The sequence below is a fragment of the Microbulbifer mixtoriginis (SeqCode) genome, from assembly GCF_052466765.1.
This window is the reverse complement of the sequence record NZ_CP174289.1, coordinates 2,608,871-2,626,634: the sequence shown is the minus strand read 5'-3', so window position 1 is coordinate 2,626,634 and position 17,764 is coordinate 2,608,871. Positions and strand designations below refer to the sequence as shown.

18 protein-coding genes are annotated in these 17,764 nt (G+C 54.9%); 14 read left to right on the top strand and 4 right to left on the bottom strand.

Features of this window, described 5'->3' with window-relative positions; all coding sequences use genetic code 11:
- Nucleotides 1-76: 76 nt before the first annotated feature.
- A complete protein-coding gene (locus ACJJIV_RS11640; RefSeq protein ID WP_444889055.1) occupies nt 77-2,371 on the bottom strand; it encodes a primosomal protein N' in 2,295 nt (764 codons plus the stop codon).
- Nucleotides 2,372-2,457: 86 nt separating this feature from the next.
- Between ACJJIV_RS11640 and ACJJIV_RS11635 the strand changes: the two genes are divergently transcribed.
- The 11 genes from ACJJIV_RS11635 to rsd all read left to right on the top strand — a co-directional run bounded on the left by ACJJIV_RS11635 (nt 2,458) and on the right by rsd (nt 10,451).
- Complete coding sequence (locus ACJJIV_RS11635; protein ID WP_444883176.1) at nt 2,458-3,027, top strand: hypothetical protein; 570 nt, start codon at nt 2,458-2,460, stop codon at nt 3,025-3,027.
- Complete coding sequence (locus ACJJIV_RS11630) at nt 3,024-3,320, top strand: winged helix-turn-helix domain-containing protein (RefSeq protein ID WP_444887559.1); 297 nt, start codon at nt 3,024-3,026, stop codon at nt 3,318-3,320. The genes ACJJIV_RS11635 and ACJJIV_RS11630 overlap by 4 nt, the downstream gene beginning before the upstream one ends.
- A 156-nt stretch (nt 3,321-3,476) precedes the next feature.
- Entirely contained in the window at nt 3,477-3,689 is a 213-nt protein-coding gene (gene rpmE, locus ACJJIV_RS11625) for a 50S ribosomal protein L31 (RefSeq protein WP_083922744.1), read from the top strand.
- A 354-nt stretch (nt 3,690-4,043) separates the two neighbouring features.
- Nucleotides 4,044-5,297, top strand: coding sequence for a malic enzyme-like NAD(P)-binding protein (locus ACJJIV_RS11620; RefSeq protein WP_444889054.1), 1,254 nt, complete (start codon nt 4,044-4,046; stop codon nt 5,295-5,297).
- Between the two features lie 141 nt (nt 5,298-5,438).
- On the top strand, nt 5,439-5,870 hold the full coding sequence (locus ACJJIV_RS11615; protein WP_444889053.1) for a hypothetical protein: 432 nt from the start codon (nt 5,439-5,441) through the stop codon (nt 5,868-5,870).
- Between the two features lie 81 nt (nt 5,871-5,951).
- Nucleotides 5,952-7,535, top strand: a complete 1,584-nt coding sequence (gene gshA, locus ACJJIV_RS11610) for a glutamate--cysteine ligase (RefSeq protein ID WP_444887562.1) — start codon at nt 5,952-5,954, stop codon at nt 7,533-7,535.
- 60 nt (nt 7,536-7,595) lie between these two features.
- Complete coding sequence (locus tag ACJJIV_RS11605; protein ID WP_252083853.1) at nt 7,596-8,198, top strand: acyl carrier protein phosphodiesterase; 603 nt, start codon at nt 7,596-7,598, stop codon at nt 8,196-8,198.
- The gene (locus ACJJIV_RS11600) at nt 8,195-8,686 is read left to right on the top strand and encodes a disulfide bond formation protein B (RefSeq protein WP_252083854.1); all 492 of its coding nucleotides are present in this window, start codon (nt 8,195-8,197) and stop codon (nt 8,684-8,686) included. The genes ACJJIV_RS11605 and ACJJIV_RS11600 overlap by 4 nt, the downstream gene beginning before the upstream one ends.
- A 46-nt stretch (nt 8,687-8,732) precedes the next feature.
- A complete protein-coding gene (locus ACJJIV_RS11595; RefSeq protein WP_444889052.1) occupies nt 8,733-9,128 on the top strand; it encodes a CidA/LrgA family protein in 396 nt (131 codons plus the stop codon).
- Nucleotides 9,118-9,807 (top strand): LrgB family protein, encoded by a 690-nt coding sequence (locus ACJJIV_RS11590; RefSeq protein WP_444889051.1) that lies wholly within the window; start codon nt 9,118-9,120, stop codon nt 9,805-9,807. Before ACJJIV_RS11595 ends, ACJJIV_RS11590 begins: the two co-directional genes overlap by 11 nt.
- Before the next feature lie 176 nt (nt 9,808-9,983).
- A complete protein-coding gene (rsd, locus tag ACJJIV_RS11585) occupies nt 9,984-10,451 on the top strand; it encodes a sigma D regulator (protein ID WP_252083857.1) in 468 nt (155 codons plus the stop codon).
- Nucleotides 10,452-10,663: 212 nt separating this feature from the next.
- Here the strand turns inward: rsd and bamJ are convergent, their stop codons facing one another.
- Entirely contained in the window at nt 10,664-11,452 is a 789-nt protein-coding gene (gene bamJ, locus ACJJIV_RS11580) for an FKBP-type peptidyl-prolyl cis-trans isomerase (protein ID WP_252083858.1), read from the bottom strand.
- 455 nt (nt 11,453-11,907) lie between these two features.
- On the opposite strand from bamJ, the gene ACJJIV_RS11575 reads away from it, so the two are divergent.
- Nucleotides 11,908-12,846 (top strand): hypothetical protein, encoded by a 939-nt coding sequence (locus ACJJIV_RS11575; protein ID WP_444889050.1) that lies wholly within the window; start codon nt 11,908-11,910, stop codon nt 12,844-12,846.
- 174 nt (nt 12,847-13,020) lie between these two features.
- Here the strand turns inward: ACJJIV_RS11575 and ACJJIV_RS11570 are convergent, their stop codons facing one another.
- On the bottom strand, nt 13,021-13,521 hold the full coding sequence (locus tag ACJJIV_RS11570) for a TIGR02444 family protein (RefSeq protein ID WP_444889049.1): 501 nt from the start codon (nt 13,519-13,521) through the stop codon (nt 13,021-13,023).
- 109 nt (nt 13,522-13,630) lie between these two features.
- On the opposite strand from ACJJIV_RS11570, the gene ACJJIV_RS11565 reads away from it, so the two are divergent.
- On the top strand, nt 13,631-15,547 hold the full coding sequence (locus ACJJIV_RS11565; RefSeq protein WP_444889048.1) for an ATP-binding cassette domain-containing protein: 1,917 nt from the start codon (nt 13,631-13,633) through the stop codon (nt 15,545-15,547).
- 88 nt (nt 15,548-15,635) lie between these two features.
- On the opposite strand, the gene ACJJIV_RS11560 is transcribed toward ACJJIV_RS11565, so the two are convergent.
- Nucleotides 15,636-16,532: an outer membrane beta-barrel protein gene (locus tag ACJJIV_RS11560; protein WP_252083862.1), complete on the bottom strand. Its 897-nt coding sequence runs from the start codon at nt 16,530-16,532 to the stop codon at nt 15,636-15,638.
- Between the two features lie 202 nt (nt 16,533-16,734).
- Here ACJJIV_RS11560 and ACJJIV_RS11555 point away from each other — a divergent pair, with 202 nt between their 5' ends.
- The gene (locus tag ACJJIV_RS11555) at nt 16,735-17,739 is read left to right on the top strand and encodes a hypothetical protein (protein WP_252083863.1); all 1,005 of its coding nucleotides are present in this window, start codon (nt 16,735-16,737) and stop codon (nt 17,737-17,739) included.
- Nucleotides 17,740-17,764: the final 25 nt, after the last annotated feature.

Below are 17,764 nucleotides of genomic sequence, written 5' to 3'. Positions count from 1 at the left end.
ATTCTTCCCTGGATAGTCTACTCAGCGGGCAAATTGTACCGCCAATTTACACAAGGGCATTGCTCTCTCGCAAAATTCACGACAATTCCTGCGCATCCATGTCCACCGCCCAGCGCAAGCGGCGATTCTTATTGCTCTCGGCCCAGGCACATACCCGGGCCAGCAGGGGTTGTAACTGGGCGCGATTTTGTGCGGTCACCTGAACATAAAAACGGTAGCGACCAGATTTGCGCTCAAGCAGCGCCGGCACCGGACCCAGATATTGCAACTGGGGTGAGGGCGGCACTAGGGATTGCATAAATAGGCGTGCATTATGCAGAAATTCCTCGGCCCAGGCGGGCTCCTCACACTCGGCCCGCACCAGTGCCATGGCGTGGGTCGGAGGCAGCTGTGCCACCGCACGATCGCGCAACAGCTGGCGCGCAAAAGTCCCGTAGCCTTTTTCCAACAACATTTGCAGCAGCGGATGCTCCGGGAAGCGGCTCTGCACCAATACGCGGCCACTCAAGCTGCCGCGCCCGGCGCGCCCCGCCACCTGCTCAAGCAACTGGCCTGTGCGCTCGGGCGCGCGAAAATCGGCACTGAACAAGCCGCCATCGGCATCCTGGATCACCACCAGGGTCACCCTCGGTAGATGGTGCCCCTTGGCCAGCATCTGAGTGCCCAGTAACAGACAGGGTTCGCCATCGCGGGCCGGCGCCAGCAAGCGATCGAGAGCCTGCTTACTGGTGGTGGTATCCCGGTCAACGCGAATTACCGGGTAATCGGCAAAGCGCCGCGCCAGCAACTCTTCGCTGCGCTCGGTGCCGCCTCCCAGGGCAGAGATTGAGCGGCTGTGGCACTGCGGACAAGTATCCACCAGGGGGCGGCGATAATCACAGTGGTGACAACGCAGCTGGCGCTGGCGTCGGTGCATGGTGAGTTTACTGGAACAGTGCGGACAGTCGGCAATCCAGCCGCAATCATCACAGTTGAGTGCCGGTGCAAAGCCACGCCGGTTAATAAACACCAGCACTTGCTCTCCGCGAGCCAGGGTCTCGCCGATATGGCGTAAAACCTGAGGCGAAAAACCCTCTTCCAGGGGCTCGCGTAGGGTCGGCACCACGTGGATCTGCGGCGGGCGCGCATCCCCGGCGCGCTGGCGCATGCGCAAATGTTGATAGCGACCATTAAGGGCGTTGTGCAAGGTTTCCAGGGAAGGCGTTGCAGAACCCAGCAGCACCGGCACATCACTGTTGCGCGCCAAAACCACCGCCAGGTCACGGGCGGAATAGCGCACACCATCCTGTTGCTTAAATGAAGCGTCGTGTTCCTCATCTACTAACACCACACCGAGTCTCGGCAGTGGCGTCATAATTGCCGAGCGGGTGCCAATAACGATATCCGCTTGGCCCTCAGAGGCGGCGAGCCACGATTGGGCACGCTCGCCCTCGGCCAGCCCCGAGTGCAGGGCGGCGATACTGTGCTCGGGAAAGCGCGCGGCGATGCGCCGCAAGGTCTGCGGAGTGAGACCGATTTCCGGCACCAACAACAAGGCCTGGCGCCCTTCGGCCAGAACCCGCTCCATTAACCGCAGGTAGACCTCGGTCTTGCCACTGCCAGTGGTGCCTTCTAACAAGGTGGCGGAAAAGCAACTGCAATCTACCGCAGCGAGTACCTGCTGCTGCTCACTATTCAGCTGCGGTGGCGGAGTGGCCTCCGCAGCCGGCATCGGCGGCGGCACCGTAGGACCCGAAACCCACTCCACCAGTTGGCGCTCCTGCAAGGCGCGAATCACCGCCGGAGTATGTCCCTGGGTTTTCAGGTAGGTGCGGCTCTGCTGGCCGGCGCGCAGTAATTGTTGCAACAGGGCCTGCTGCTTGGGCGCCCGCGCCAGTGCAGATTCCGGTAGCCCCTTGCCCTCGGTAGTGAGTTGCAACCACTGCTCAGCCCAATGATCAGCCGGCTTGCCCTTGCGCAAGGCGGCGGGCAGGGCGGCGGCGTAAACCTCTCCAACCGGGGCCTGGTAATAATCGGCGATCCAGTTGAGAAATTTGCGCGCGCCACTGTCGAACAGGGCTTTGCTATCGATCAGTTCCTGCGCTGGTTTCAGCTGTGCCTGCGGTGACTCCGGCACTACCTCCACCAACACGGCTACCAATTTGCGCCCAGCAAAAGGTACCCACAAGCGCTGGCCGGGTTTCAATTCAGCGGGATTGAGGCCCTCCGGGGGCAGATAATCGAAGAGACGCCGCAGTGGCACTGGCACCGCCAACCGCAGGATAACTCCCTGTTGCACTGTCTTTGGTACCGTCTGCTGCACCCCGCCCCCAATAACCTCGGTAAAAGGCGCTAGTGTACTGGCTGTTACGCCAAGGTACAGAGACTGCAAATTTTACTTGCCAACTCTAAAATTCAGAGTACTCTATAAATCAACTCTAATATTTAGAGTTCACTAAGTTAGCAAGGAAGACAGCCATGACCGATATGGAAAAACTCAAAGACAGCCTGGATTTTGTCAGCGATGCCGTGCGCAGCAACCAAGTGGAGAACGGCATTCCATCACTCTATTTCTTGTGGGGACTACTAATTTTTATCGGATTCGCTTTGGCGGACCTGGCCCCGCAACTTACCGTGTATTACTTCCTGGTGGCGAGTACCGCCGGCGGACTGTTTAGCTGGTGGCTGGGCGAGCGAACAGCACGCCGCACTGGCATCAATAACAGTACCTTTGGTCGCAAGTATGGTTGGCACTGGATGGTAACTGGGATCGGTTTCCTGTTGATATTGGCCACAATGATCGCCAAGCCCAACGCTGCTGGCCCGGAGCAATTTCTGCTTTTAGCCGGACTCTCCTATAGCCTCGCCGGTATCCACCTGATCCGCCCACTGCTCTATAGCGGTATATTGATGCTGGCCAGTTACCTGCTGATCATTTTGCTGACACCGCCCTACGCCTGGGTACTGAGCGGCCTGGCGATCGGCTGTGGACTTGTTTGGACCGGCCTGGTACAGCGGGCCAGGCAAACTAATGGAGCGGCGCAATGAAAGCCCTTGCGGACTTGGACCCGGTCCTCGAACACCGGGTACGCCTCGCGATTTGTGTGATGCTAGCGAAATACGAGGAAATCAGCTTCTCTCTCTTCAAGGAGCAGTTGCAGGTAACCGATGGCAACCTCGGCGCGCAGCTGCGCCGCTTGGAAGAGCAGGGCTATATTACTCTGCGCAAAGACTTTGTAGAGCGTAAACCCGTCACCTGGTATCGCCTCACTGAGAGCGGGCGAGAGGCGCTGAACAAGCACCTGCAGGCTCTGCAGCAACTTATCGCCGCCGCGGAATAACACCATTACCCGGCCTTGTATTTGGGCTTGAACCCCGGCGCTAATCTGATAGTATGCGCCGACTTTTTAATCAGCCTGGAACCAATCCGGTTCCTGCTCCAACGACGATGCCGTGCCCGGCAACAGATCGAGTGGCGGTTTCGGAAAGAGGCAATCATGAAAGCAGATATCCATCCTAACTACACCGACATCACCGCTACTTGCTCCTGCGGCAATGTTGTTAAGACCCGCTCCACCCTGGGCAAAGACCTGCAGATCGACGTCTGCTCCCAGTGCCACCCCTTCTACACCGGCAAGCAGAAGCAGGCTACTACCGGTGGACGCGTGGACCGCTTCAAGAAGCGTTTCGGCAGCCGCATCGGCAAGTAATCCGAATAAAGAGGTACTTTGGTACTTCAGAAAGGGCGCCCTGGAATTTTCCACGGCGCCCTTTTTTGTGCTGCAAATTCAGCGCTCTGCACAAATCCAGAGCGCTGGGGCGAAATCGATTTGTATCGCTTAATATATTCGTTATTAGCAGTAAATTTATCCTTCAAATTGAATATTAGACGGCTGATCATCCTGAATTTGGCCAAATGTTAAGGGCAAAATAGTAATAAGTGGCTGTTTCATTGCCTCTGTGAGCTTGTGACCGCAAGCACCCCTCGGTTATTCTCTGAAACCCGCAGTAACCGGGATGACGCCCCAAGTGTCGCCCCCCGTTTTCGAGAGAACAGCCCCCAAATGACGGATTCATTGCGCCAGGCAGCGCTCGATTACCACGCACTCCCCAGCCCCGGCAAACTTTCAGTCGAGCTGACCACCCCCGCTGAAACTCAGGAGGACCTGTCGCTGGCCTATAGTCCCGGTGTGGCGGAACCTGTGCGTGAAATTGCCAAGGACCCAGAGGCCGCCTATCGCTATACCGGCAAAGGCAACCTGGTGGCGGTCATTTCCAACGGCAGCGCCATCCTCGGCCTCGGTAACCTGGGCCCACTGGCCTCCAAGCCGGTGATGGAGGGCAAGTCACTACTGTTCAAGCGCTTCGCCGATATCAACTCGGTGGATATCGAAGTGGACGTCAACAGCCCGGAGCAGTTTATTCAGACAGTTGCCGCCATCGCCAATACCTTCGGCGGCATCAATCTCGAAGATATTAAAGCGCCTGAGTGCTTCCATATTGAAGAGGCACTGATTGAGCGCTGCCCAGTACCCGTTTTCCACGACGACCAGCACGGCACTGCAATTGTGACCGTTGCCGGCATGCTGAATGCCCTGGAGATCCAGGGTAAGAAAATCAGCGACGTGCGCATGGTGTGCCTTGGAGCTGGTGCCGCCGCCACCGCTTGCTGCAAACTGCTGCTGGCCGCCGGCGCGCGCAAAGATCAAATCACCATGCTCGACAGCCGTGGGGTAATTCACTCCGGCCGCACCGATATCAATGCTTATAAAGGTGAGTGGGCGCGGGATACCGATATGCGCACCCTCGATGACGCTATCACCGGTGCCGATGTATTCCTCGGAGTATCGGGCCCAGATCTGCTCTCCGCCGAACAGCTGCAGCGCATGGCGCCGAAGCCAGTGGTATTCGCCTGCTCAAATCCAAATCCGGAGATCAAACCAGAGCTGGCCCACAGCGTACGCGACGACCTGATCATGGCTACCGGGCGCTCGGATTACCCCAACCAGGTCAACAATGTACTCTGCTTTCCCTTTATATTTCGTGGCGCGCTGGATGTGCGTGCGGCGCGTATCAATGAAGAGATGAAGCTGGCCGCAATTGAAGCGATCCGTAAGATCGCCCATTTACCGGTGCCGGACTCGGTGCGCGAGGGCTACGGCGGGGTAAAACTGAGCTTTGGCCCAAGTTATATCTTGCCCAAACCCACGGATCCACGCCTGCTTCCAGAGGTTGCCGCCGCAGTAGCGCGCGCAGCGGTAGACAGCGGCTGTGCCCGCCTGCCTTACCCCGAAAACTACCCGCTGCAAACACTCTAGGGCCGGTTAATTCGTCCCTAGAAGCCCGCCTTATCCTCTCGGGGCGGGCGTTTGCCGCTTTCACCCCCACAGACTTCTTGAGCCATAAAGCACCCGTCGCTAAACTGCCTTTCTGTCACAGCATCAAAGTTGCCCAACACAATGAGTCACGTGTATGTGCTGACAAACCAGCACCAGCAGTTCCTGAGCAAAAGCGGCGAATGGCTTGATGGCCGCGAGCCCAACAAACTGTTTCGCAGCGAACATAAAGATGTCGCCATCAACCAGATGTTCGAGGCCAATACCCGTGATGTCGGCTTGCGTATCGAACTGCTGCAGTGTGCGCTGAACCCCAAGGCCCAGCCACTGATACCAGAAGAAGCCCTGGCTGATTTATCTGCGGCGCCCGAGGATCCGGAGATCGAGCCCGGTGTACCAGAGGAGATCCCGGCTGCAGAGCCCTCCGAGCTGGAACCACAGCCAGAGCCGGAAGTGGCCCCGGAACAGGCTCCTGAGGTCGCGCCAGCACAAGCCCCTGATGAGACGCCCGCACAACCCGGCGAGCACAAATCGGAATCGGAGTCTGCCGCCTGAGCGGAGATTCTTTTAGCACCGGCACAAGTTGCCCCAACGGCGACAACAAGAAAGAGTTCCGGTAGTACCAAGGAGATTCGAGTGCCTATTCCCCACCTGGCTGCCCTATCCCAGGCCAAACCCGTGCAACTGCTCAAGGGCATACGTCGCGGCCTGGAAAAAGAGAGTCTGCGGGTCGCCCACGACGGCACCCTGGCACAAACGCCACACGCGCAGACACTGGGCTCCGCGCTGACCCACGAGAGCATCACCACCGATTTTTCTGAGGCGCTGCTGGAATTTATTACCCCTCCGGTAGCTACCCCGGAAGAGGCCCTGCGGATTCTCGACCGCATTCATCGCTTTACCTACAGCCAGATCGGAGATGAGCGCCTGTGGGTCAACAGCATGCCCTGTGTTATCGGCGCCGATAGCGATATCCCTGTGGCCCGCTACGGAGATTCCCACAGCGGCACTATGAAGACCATTTATCGGCTGGGACTCGGCCTGCGCTACGGCCGCGCCATGCAGACCATCGCCGGTATCCACTACAATTTTTCTCTGCCGGATGAATTCTGGCTGTGGCTGCACGAGTTCGAAGGCAGCAGTGAAGCCCTGTGCGAATTCAAGACCCGCCGCTACTTCGACCTGATCCGTAATTTCCGCCGCAACTACTGGCTGCTGATCTACCTGTTTGGAGCCGCACCTGCGGTGTGTTCCTCTTTTGTCGAAGGACGCCAGCATAAGCTCGAAGCTTTTAACGGCGACGGTCACACCCTACACGCTCCCTTCGCCACCTCCCTGCGAATGGGCGACCTGGGCTACAACAGCGAAGTGCAGCAGTCTCTGGTGGTTTGCTACAACAACTTGCGTAGCTACCTGTCCACGCTCTGTTCAGCGATTAGCCGGCCCTATGGCCCCTACAACGAGCTCGGAGTCAAGGATAGCGATGGACAGTATCAGCAGCTTTCCGCCGGCGTGCTGCAAATCGAAAATGAATTCTATTCACCGATCAGGCCAAAAAATCCCGCCAAACGCGGTGAGACCGCCCTGGCGGCACTGGATAATCGCGGGGTCGAATATATCGAGGTGCGCTGCCTAGACCTAAACCCGTTTATGCCGCTGGGCATCGATGCGCAACAAATGCGCTTTATCGACAGCTTCCTGCTGCACTGCCTGCTGACAGAGAGCCCGGAGACCGATGAGGTCGATTACCGTTCGACCCAGGAAAACCAACAGCGTATCGTCTATCGCGGCCACGAGCCCGGCCTCAAGCTGCGCAGCAACGGAAGCGAACGGGAGCTCAGTGAGTGGGCTTCCCAGCTACTCGGGGAGGTGGATACTGTAGCCGAGTTACTCGACAGCGCTTGGGGCGGCGACCAGTACCGCAGTGCCGTAGGAGTTCAGCGCGCCAAGGTCAAAGGGGAGATACCCACCCCAGCCCAGCAGATCCTGGCAGAAATGCAGGAGCAAAACCTGAACTTCTACCATTGGGCTATGCACAAAGCCGAGCAACACCGCCGCTACTTTCTCGAGCGCCCTCTCGACAGCGAGTCGGTGCGGGATTTCTCTCGTGAAGCCGAGGAGTCCCTGCTCAGACAAAAACGCGTGGAAGCGGAAGACAAGGGCTCCTTCGAGGAATTCCTCAGCCACTACTACGCGCAATATATGTGTTGCCAGGGCTAGCCCTGGCAACATAGAGCACCGGCGCAGGGTCCGGATATCCGCCCCATAGGGATTGAGCGCATGAACTATCTCGCCCACCTGCTGCTTTCTGGTCCCGACACCCGCTGGCGCTTGGGTGGGCTACTCGGAGATTTTGTGAAGGGTCCACTCAAAGGCGAGCGGCCGGAGGCCATTGAGGCCGGTATCAAACTGCACCGCCGCATTGATGCCAGCACCGACAGCAATGCCTCTTATCGTGAGGCCCTGGCGCAGTTGGACCCTAGCTGGCGCCGCTATGCCGGTATCGCACTGGATATCTGGTTCGACCATCTGTTGGCACAGCATTGGCAGGAGTGGCATCCACAGAGCCTGGAAGAATTTTGCGACCAGTGCTGGAGAGACTTTCGCAGCCACAGCCGGTATATTCCGCCGCAGGCACGGGCATTTATGGCCCGTGCCGAGCAAATTAAATTACTGCAGAGTTACCGCGAGGAACGCATCATCGGCCTTACCCTGGAGCGGGTAGGTCAGCGCCTGCGCCAACCGGTTGCGCTGCAGGAAATACTGCCTGAGCTCAGTAGCGGGCGGGCAAAACTGGAAAACAATTTCAATAAACTACTAACCGACTTGAATCTCGAAGCCCAGCGCTTTCGGCAGCACTATTCAGGATCCGATAAACCATGACCTTACCCAACCCGCGCATTACCTTTCTGTTGGTATTTCTAATTGTCGTCTTTTTGCTCGGCTCCGCCTTTTATCTGGAGTACGCTCGGGGCCTGGAGCCCTGCAAGCTATGTATTACCCAGCGGGTGATGTTACTTGGCATTGGACTGGTCTCTCTCATAGCCTTCCTGCACAATCCTGCAACGATCGGCCGGCGCGTTTATGGGTTGCTGGTTTCCATTTGGGCTCTGGGCGGCCTCTATTTTGCCGGGCGCCAGCTGTGGCTGCAGAGCCTGCCGGAGGGCCAGGTGCCCGCCTGCGGACCCAGTGTCAGCTACATGATGGAGGTCTTTCCTATGGCCGATGTACTTAAGGCACTGCTCACCGGCGACGGCAACTGCGCCGAAGTCCAGTGGACCATGATGGGCCTCAGTATCCCCGGCTGGTCCGCTATCGGTTTTGCCGGACTGATCCTATTTGGCGGCTGGCAGGCATTTCGCAAAGCCTGAATCAACCGGACACTAAACCGCGGCTCAGCGGAGCCGCCCTTTGCCAATGACAGCACCATCCCCACGCGAGCTAGCCCATTGGGTGCTCGGTATCGCAATCCTGTTTGGCTGCGAACGGCTCGGTAGCCTGATCGGAAAGGCGCTCGCCCTACCGGTGCCGGGTGCTGTAGTGGGGATGTTGTTGCTACTGGTGGGCCTAATGGTCTACGGCAGCGTGCCCCGCGGCCTGGCAAAAGTCAGTGCACAGCTGCTCTTTTTACTGCCGCTGCTATTTTTACCCGCCGCCACTGGGGTCTTCTTTCTGCGCGATCTCTCCTTATCCGATTGGCTGGGCCTGCTCGCCGCGATTCTTTTTGGCACCCTGATCAGCCTTACGCTGTGCACTCTGTTGCTGCGCCGCCTACTCAGAAAAACCGATATAGTGCACAACAATGAGCAGTGAGTTACTACACAGCCCGCTGTTTGCCCTACCATTGAGCTGCGGTGCTTTCTGGTTTGGGGTACTGCTGTACCGACGCACGGGTACGGTACTGTTACACCCGATAATCACCGCAAGTCTGCTAGTTTTCGCAGCTCTCTATCGCCTGGATACTCCCTACCGCGACTACCAGGATGCCAGCGGTCTACTCTACGCCTTACTGGGTCCGGCCGTAGTCGCGCTGGCCGTACCGCTGAAACAAAACCTGACAGTGATTCGCCGCGCTGGTTGGCCCCTGCTGGTAACCATCACCGTCGGAGCCCTGTTGGCCCCAGCAATTGCTGTGGGGATCGCACTTTTACTCGGAGTGGGGAAGTCTGTACTACTCGCCCTTAGCGGAAAATCCATTACCACACCCATCGCACTTGCAATTGCCGAAAAAGTTCACGCGAGCTTAAGCCTGACCGCAGCAATCGTGGTGCTCACCGGCGTGGTAGGAGCCTTGGCCGGACCACCGCTGGTGCGCCGCCTAGGTATTCGCGACGAGCGGATTCTCGGCGTGGTGCTCGGTATCAATGCCCACGCCGTGGGCACGGCGCGCGCACTGGAAATCAGTGCGCTGTGTGGCGCCTGTGCCGCCCTCGCTATGGGACTCTGTGGCGCCTTAAGCGCGCTATTGTTACCGCTAATTATCGCCCCCTGAGTCACCTGCCGACGCGAGCAGTGAAATTTACACTGCCGTCACAGCATTCTGACGTACTTTGCGCCTGACTCCTTGCTGCCGGCGGGGGAATCTCCTATCTTCCTAAGGGCCTTCGAGATCAGCAAAAAGCTAATAAGCTGCCACTGCAGCAACAGTAACAAAAGGACATCTTGGCGATGCTGGAAAATTGCAAGTCGGCGCGGGAGCGCTGGGGTGGTGTCAGCGAAATTATTGACCGCTGGCTTCAGTCACGACAAAACCTATTAGTGAGTTTCTACCACCTCTCCGAAAAAAAGGAATTCAGTGAGGATGATCCCGAAACCGAAGACCGTGTCCGTCAGCTGTGCCAGCTGCTGGTGGACTATGTGTCGGCCGGTCATTTTGAGGTCTATGAACAACTGATGCGTGAGGGGCAGGCCTTCGATGATAAACAAGGTCTGCAAAAAGCCTGTGAACTCTACGATGATATCGATAGAACTACAGATATCGCCGTTGATTTCAACGATAAATATCTGGAGACGGACGACCTTTCCAGCCTGGCACCGGATCTGTCCGAACTGGGAGAGGCGCTAGAAACCCGCTTTAGCTCCGAAGATAGAATGATCGCCCTGTTACACACCGCTCACAAAAATCGGATCGCCTAGCACAGCCGCCTCTTGTTGCATGCAATTTTTCTTTGCCCAGGGACTCCTATTTTTTGCTCGCCTTCACTCGCCGGCTGACGACCAGTTAGCCGGAATATATCTGCGAATGCATTTAATCTTTAAATAAAACCAGGTAGCCAAGCGAAATAAATTCAAGCACAAAAAAAGGGCGCCTATAGGCGCCCTTTTTCAGTAAAGTTCGAAAAGTCAGATTATTCAGATGGAGCTTCTTCTTTCTTTTCTTCTTTTTTCTCGGAACCCTCATCACCAGCAACATTTGCTTTGTGCAGTTCCACTTCAAAAATCAGAGTGGCATTGGGGCCAATTTTACCGCCTGCACCACCGGGACCGTAAGCAAGCTCAGAGGGGATATAAAGCTCCCACTTGGAGCCTTCTTTCATCAGTTGCAGAGCTTCTGTCCAGCCCTTGATTACCCCGTTTACAGGAAACTGAACCGGCTCACCGCGCGCGTAAGAGCTGTCGAACTCCTCACCGTTAATCAGGGTGCCTTTGTAATCAACTTCAACGGTGCTGGTAGCGCTTGGCTTGCTGCCGCTACCCTCTTTAATCACTTTATACTGCAGGCCAGAATCAGTGGTGACTACACCATCTTTCTTCGCGTTCTCTTCGAGGAAAGTCTTGCCTTCCTGCATATTTTTGTCGGCGCTCTCTTTAAATTCTTTCTCCTGCTGAGCCAGCATTTCCTGCTGTTTCTTCTGCATCTGCTCCTGGAAAGCGGCAATAGTCTGCTGCTTTTCTTCATCGGACAAGCGATCCTCGCGGCCACTGGCAACGTCGTTCAGTGCCATCGCAACCACTTTGGGATCCAGCTGCACATCTTGAGCCTTTAGGCGCTTAGCCATGTCTTCGGCAATGATGTAGCTGACCTTCTTCTCCTGAGTGTCCAGGGCAACTTCTTTTTCCTGCTTCTGTCCCTGTTCGTTACAGCCGGTCAGCGCCAGGCCAAGGGCAATTGCTGCAGCCAAAGGGTATTTATTCATGGGTGTTGTCTCTTTGTCCGTATTGCGTTTATAGATTCGCGCTTGACCTTGGTCCAACGCCAACAGCGGTATTTCAAGCAACTCTGTTCAGGCCCTAAGCCACCAGGCGCACAGTTTCCGCCAGTGCGCCCAAGTCTAACCCAAGGCGACTCCCAGTGCATACTGATGACGCGCACACTGTGCAGGACACCACATTCCCCTTGCTGGTTCCAGCCGCTTCACAAAAAATCTGCAGACAACGCTTTTTTCGCAGTACACGGCATACATTTTTTTTAAAAACAGCGCTATTATCGGCCAGTAACCGGTTATTGTTCTGGACTGTTTGAAGTGCTTTTCAGTTTGGGGCAGTGCGCGGTGCGCATATCTCTTGCTAGAGCGGTATCCATCGTATTTAAAGGAAGAAGAGCGCACTATCCGGAAGTGCCAATCGATAATAAACGTCAGGACATTTACTCATGGCTGCCAAACCAAAAGCTGTCAATCCGGTTGCAGAGCTGGAAGCACAAATTTCCAAACTCGCCGCAAAACTGGACAAAGCCCGCAATAAGAAAATCACCGATGCCGGCAAAGCGGTACTTAAGGCCGGAAAAAACCTGACCTCAGCAAAAGACAAGCTGAGTAAGGCAAAGGACAAACTGGGTGAAGCCCGCGCTAAGGCGAAAACCACCAAGACGCCCGCAGCTCTAAAGCGTGTGGAAACCGCTAAAAGCAATGTAGAGAAATTTAACGAGGTATTTCAACAGGCTAAGCAAGCTGCTGCCGACGCCAAGTATCTGCAAGCCAGAGCCAAGGCAGAGCTCAAAGCGGCGGAAACCGTACGCAAAGTCGCAGCCAAAACGGAAAAAGAGCTGCTTAAGACTCAGCCTAAGGCGAAAAAACCCACCGCCACTAAGCAAGCCACCAGTAAAACCTCTGCTAAGTCTGTAAAAGCTGGCACGGCAAAATCTACGAGAAAGACGGTAGCAGCAAAGGCCAGCGAAAAGAAAGCTGCTGCGAAAAAGACGAGTACTGCTAAACCGTCTAAGAAGGCAGCAGTTAGTAGCACAAAGAAAACCGCTACCAAGCCGGCAAAAACTACCACCGCGAGCAAGCAAAAAGTAGCAAAACCCGCCAGCAAGAAAGCTACCCAAACTAAAGCCGCAACAGCGACAAAAACTTCTGAAGTTGCTAAACCTGAGCAGGTAAAGGCCAAAGAAGGAAAGCCGCAACAGGAAAAACCCAAGCAAGCCGCACCCAGTGAAAGCAAAATTCAGGAAAAACCCACTGAAGAAGCAAAGAACCTGGCATCTGATGAGCAGCAAAAACCACTGGAACAAACTCCACCAGCACCATCGATTACGCCAACTACACCGGCCAATAGCCTGTTTTCCACAGAGGGTCACCGTGGCGAATAGGCGCTCCTAATACTTTGTAAACAGATTGGCACCCGGCCGGTTCTATTAGGGTGGGTGCCAAGTAGCCAGTCCATTACGGTGTAATTTATTGGAAGTATGGGATTGGTAGTAGGTAGAAACCTTCCAATTTTATTGGCAGCACACTGTGTTTGCTAAAGCCGCTGCCTGAAAAATTCAGACGGCATCCAGATTTTCGACCGAAGCCATAAAACTCTCAATCAGACCTGCCCAGTGAACCTGATCTTTTTGTAAAAGCCCATATTGCTGCCCCGCAAGCTGTAGCGCAGGCTTATCTCCCGGCCATGCCTCCAGGCAAATTTTCCAAAGTGCCGCCAGCTGCAAGCGTTCCAAATTCAATTCATAACGTTTACACATATCGTACACACGCACTGTATGAGGGCGAAAGCGCCCCAGTAAGCGACGCAGGTGGCGTACACTGATAATCATTCTACGACGCGGTGCCAAACCGCGATCAGCCACACGCCACCCCTCCTCACTCAACTGGTGTCCACAAACCGCTGCATAGCTAGCCCAAAGCATTAAACACACGTCGGCCCCCTTCGTGTCCTGACAGTCGAGCAAGAAGTCTTCAACCCCTTGATGACGATAGAAGTCCAGACTGAACTGCCACAGTGGGTTTTCCTTGGAAGAGGATGGAGGTGTGCTATCTGTCACGTTAAAATCCAGGCCCTTTGCGGTTCCGCGCGCTCAAGCGGCGGCGAATACGTACAAATACGTCGAATAGCCTAGCATTCATCGGCCTGTTCATAAGAGGTTTTTTCCAGTGATTAATTTGCAAGGTGTCTCCCTGCATCGAGGCGAGCGCGACCTGCTAGACGGTGCAGACTGCCGTATATTCCCCGGCCACAAGGTGGGAATTATCGGCGCGAATGGCTGTGGTAAGTCAACGCTGTTTAAGTTACTACTGGGTCAACTGGAAAGCGACGCTGGACAAGTGGATATCCCCGCCGGCTGGCGAATTGCCCATATGGCCCAGGAGGTGGAGGCTAGCGATCAGTCGGCCCTTGACTATGTACTCGACGGCGATCGGGAACTGCGCAACCTGCAAGACCAGCTCAAAAAGGCTGAAGCCAGCGGGGAATCCGATGGCCACAAACTGGCCGAGCTGCACGAGCGTATGGCCAGCATCGACGGCTATAGCGGGCCTGCGCGTGCCGCACAGTTACTCGACGGCCTGGGTTTTGCGCACGCAGAACAACAGCGCCCGGTGCGCAGCTTTTCCGGTGGCTGGCGCATTCGCCTCAATTTGGCTAGAGCATTGATGTGCCCCGCGGATTTGATGCTGCTGGACGAACCCACCAACCACCTGGATCTAGACGCGACCCTCTGGCTGGAACAGTGGCTACAGCGTTTCCCCGGCACCCTGTTAATTATTTCCCATGATCGCGATTTCCTCGATGCAGTGGTTGATGGCATTGTCAGTTTTGAACAGCAAAAGCTCGTGCTTTATAGCGGCAACTACAGCGCCTTCGAACGTACACGCGCCGAGCGCTTAGCCCAGCAACAAATACAATATGAAAAACAGCAATCCGAACGCGCCCACATGGAAGACTTTGTGCGGCGCTTTCGCGCCAAGGCCAGCAAGGCCAAACAGGCGCAGAGTCGTTTAAAGGCATTGGACCGCATGGCACAAATCGCCCCAGCCCATGTGGACTCACCCTTTCACTTCACCCTGCCATCTGCGGATAAAACTTCCAATCCGCTGATCGACCTGCGCGAAACTGATATCGGCTATGCCGACAAAGTGGTCGTGAGGAAAGTACAACTGGGTATTCAGCCCGGCCGCCGTATCGGCCTGCTCGGTCCCAATGGCGCAGGTAAGTCATCGCTAATTAAAACCCTTGCCGGCGAGCTTGCCCCCAAGAGCGGTGAGCGCCAGTGTGGCGAACACCTGGCTATTGGCTATTTTGCCCAACACCAGCTCGAAGCTCTGGATGGCAAGGCCTCTCCTTTATTACACCTGCAACGACTGAGTCCCGAGGCCAGTGAGCAATCTCTGCGCGACTTCCTCGGCGGATACGGCTTTATTGGCGACCGGGTCTTTGAAACCGTAGCCGGCTTCTCTGGTGGAGAGAAGGCCCGCCTGGCATTGGCGATCCTCGCCTGGCAAAAACCCAACCTACTACTGCTCGACGAGCCCACCAACCACCTAGACCTGGAAATGCGCCATGCTCTTACCATGGCCCTGGCTGAGTTCCCCGGTGCGGTTATTTTGGTATCCCATGATCGCCATCTACTCGCCAATACCGCCGATGAATTTATTCTGGTCGCAAATGGTCGTGCGGAACCCTATAGCGGTGACCTCGAGGACTACAAACAGTGGCTACTGGGTTTTAACCGGGAAAAGCGGCGTGAGGAAAAATCAGTAGAAAGCGGTGATAATCAGGAAAAACCTGCAGAAGATAAAAAGGCCCAACGCCGTGCCGCTGCCGCCTTGCGAGAACAACTAAAACCCCTGACCAATAAATTAAAAAATATTGAGCGGCAAATGGCCGCAACAGAGGAAAAACTTCAAAAAGTTCAAGGCAAGTTGGCTGACGAGCAACTCTACATGGGAGGTCAGCAAGATAAAATTGCACGTCTCAATAAAGAGCAAACCGAATATCGCGAAGCTCTCGACCTTCTGGAAATGGAATGGCTGGAAATTTCCGAGCAACTTGAACAATTGCGCGGGGAGTAACTAGACCGTTTGCCTATCAAAATAGCTCCTGGAGGGCATCATCACCGCCCTCCAGGAGCTACCCCGGAAGCCTTTAAAAAGGCATTAGCTATCTGCGAATACAGCCATATTCATCCACGGCGGTGCCGACCGGTGTATTCGGGCACTGATCGATATAGGCCGGCACGCCATCAAAGTCGATATCCATGGGGCAGCCATCGGGGCCAACATCCACACCTACCGGGGTCTGTGGGCACTGATCGGTTGCATCGATAATCCCGTCCGCATCCTCGTCGTACCAAAAGTCCGGGTACTCGATCCACTGGTAGCCAATCGCAACGCTGGCAAAACCATCCAACCCACCGTGATCCACCCCCTGAAAAAGTCGCACATCCGCACGGGCCTGCCAGCGGGGACCGAGGCTATATTTTATCCCCAGACCAAGATTGACCATGGTTTGGCGATCATGCCAGTTGCACAGATATCTCCGGTAGGGGTGCCAGTCAGGATATTTATAACCGTGTTTATACCGATATTTACAGTCGTAACGTTCTATCCCATCCTCGTCCGTGTAATATCTCCTGTAACGTTTTTTTGGCGCCTTATCATAATTAATACGCATCTCGCCAACGCCAAAAGCCACATATGGCTGCCAACAAAAATCACCACAGAATTGCCCACCAAATTGGTAGAGTAGGTCCAGGTGGTAATTGTAAATCTCGAGTTTTTCGGGAAAATCATCCACTCCAACAATAAAGTAATCGACCACCCCCTCCATCGCCCAGTAGTTGGTCATATTAAATCCCAGGCCACCACCGCCACCGGTGGTATCCTGCAAAGTTAATCCGTGAAAAGGGGTTCCGTTTAAACGGTCACTGTTAAACCAGTATTTACCGCCATTGGCATAGAGATTGAGGGTACCGACAAAATCGGCCGAAACATTGCTGACAGAAAAAAGCAATACAGCACCGCAGAGGATTGAAATGGAAGTATGGCATTTACCCATTACTGACACCGAAATCTTTTTAAAACCATCCCCCTTTCAATTTTTATTAATTTGATTAACTACTTTAAATTCAAATTAATTCGGTTATCTTTGTGTTATTTGTTCTGCATTTTTAATAAAACTACTATTTAATGCCGCGCCCAATATGAAAATCATAGACGGGAAATAAAAAATATACTTATAAACAGCGGAGAGTTAACCGATGCTGGCGCCAAACATAGATAACTACGTAAGAAACCTGGTTCGCCCAGAGTTGATTCAAACTTCGTGCCGCCCACCAAAAACTATTCGAGAATACGCCACCGACTTTCAACAGAATTCTCGCTGCAGTTGGAAGTACAGCCGCAGTAAAGATGGACTAACCCGAATTGATCAGTTAGTGACTCAGGCTGCACTGATCCAGACTCTGGATTACACCCGTATATCCAACACATCCCAAAGCCTTATAGAGGCAATGTATACCTGGTTGACCGGCTTCAATCCCTCTAACCCGGTACAACAGCTCACCTCGGATGGAATACAGCGACGTCAAAACGCCATTACCACACTGCTGGGCGGCGCCTATTGCTGGTATCGCCAGGCCAGTGAAGCCGCATTGTCAGAACCTTTGGCTCTGGGCAATATTCAGAACCACAATGACATCCCTTTCAATCTGTATCGTTATCGTTTTAGCCGCTCGGGTTTTAACCTGCATATGACACCGGGGCGCCTGTACCGGGGGGATACCCGGCCGCCGCAAATGCTGTGGCAGTCAGGGGGATTTTTTCCAAAAATGGATAACAACAACCGCCACGACCCCCATCTCGGTAGCGGCGCTTCCTGCCAGGTGATATCCAGTACCGACGACCCCAACGTGGTAGCGCGCTTTGCCTGGCACAACAAAACTTACTGTCCGGTGCGTTACTACTACCTGCACCAAACCGACAGGGTGGATAAAGCCATCGCCGGATTTGTCTATGAGTTCGACAAAACTGGACATGAATGCGTTGAGGTCGCCAACGTCACCCCCGGTCGTGAGGTAGCCTTCCTGGCAATACCCAACCAATATATTCGCCGCTTCCGCATGCGCTACTATGCCGGCAGCCAAAACAATATCGTGTTATCGGATTGGATGTACTACAACGAAAACTCGGTAAGAAATATTCGTATCACCGCAGACAAACAGCGCTGGGAATCTTTCAAGAAGAACTGGCAGCTGTACGTTTAAAGAAAGGGTGGGGTACTGCCGCAGG

Bases quoted from the DNA above. Each gene is read 5' to 3' on its own strand.
- ACJJIV_RS11635 (WP_444883176.1), top strand. From the start codon at position 2,458: ATGACCGATATGGAAAAACTCAAAGACAGCCTGGATTTTGTCAGCGAT.
- ACJJIV_RS11630 (WP_444887559.1), top strand. From the start codon at position 3,024: ATGAAAGCCCTTGCGGACTTGGACCCGGTCCTCGAACACCGGGTACGC.
- rpmE (WP_083922744.1), top strand. From the start codon at position 3,477: ATGAAAGCAGATATCCATCCTAACTACACCGACATCACCGCTACTTGC.
- ACJJIV_RS11620 (WP_444889054.1), top strand. From the start codon at position 4,044: ATGACGGATTCATTGCGCCAGGCAGCGCTCGATTACCACGCACTCCCC.
- ACJJIV_RS11615 (WP_444889053.1), top strand. From the start codon at position 5,439: ATGAGTCACGTGTATGTGCTGACAAACCAGCACCAGCAGTTCCTGAGC.
- ACJJIV_RS11605 (WP_252083853.1), top strand. From the start codon at position 7,596: ATGAACTATCTCGCCCACCTGCTGCTTTCTGGTCCCGACACCCGCTGG.
- ACJJIV_RS11600 (WP_252083854.1), top strand. From the start codon at position 8,195: ATGACCTTACCCAACCCGCGCATTACCTTTCTGTTGGTATTTCTAATT.
- ACJJIV_RS11595 (WP_444889052.1), top strand. From the start codon at position 8,733: ATGACAGCACCATCCCCACGCGAGCTAGCCCATTGGGTGCTCGGTATC.
- ACJJIV_RS11590 (WP_444889051.1), top strand. From the start codon at position 9,118: ATGAGCAGTGAGTTACTACACAGCCCGCTGTTTGCCCTACCATTGAGC.
- rsd (WP_252083857.1), top strand. From the start codon at position 9,984: ATGCTGGAAAATTGCAAGTCGGCGCGGGAGCGCTGGGGTGGTGTCAGC.
- bamJ (WP_252083858.1), bottom strand. From the start codon at position 11,452: ATGAATAAATACCCTTTGGCTGCAGCAATTGCCCTTGGCCTGGCGCTG.
- ACJJIV_RS11575 (WP_444889050.1), top strand. From the start codon at position 11,908: ATGGCTGCCAAACCAAAAGCTGTCAATCCGGTTGCAGAGCTGGAAGCA.
- ACJJIV_RS11560 (WP_252083862.1), bottom strand. From the start codon at position 16,532: ATGGGTAAATGCCATACTTCCATTTCAATCCTCTGCGGTGCTGTATTG.
- ACJJIV_RS11555 (WP_252083863.1), top strand. From the start codon at position 16,735: ATGCTGGCGCCAAACATAGATAACTACGTAAGAAACCTGGTTCGCCCA.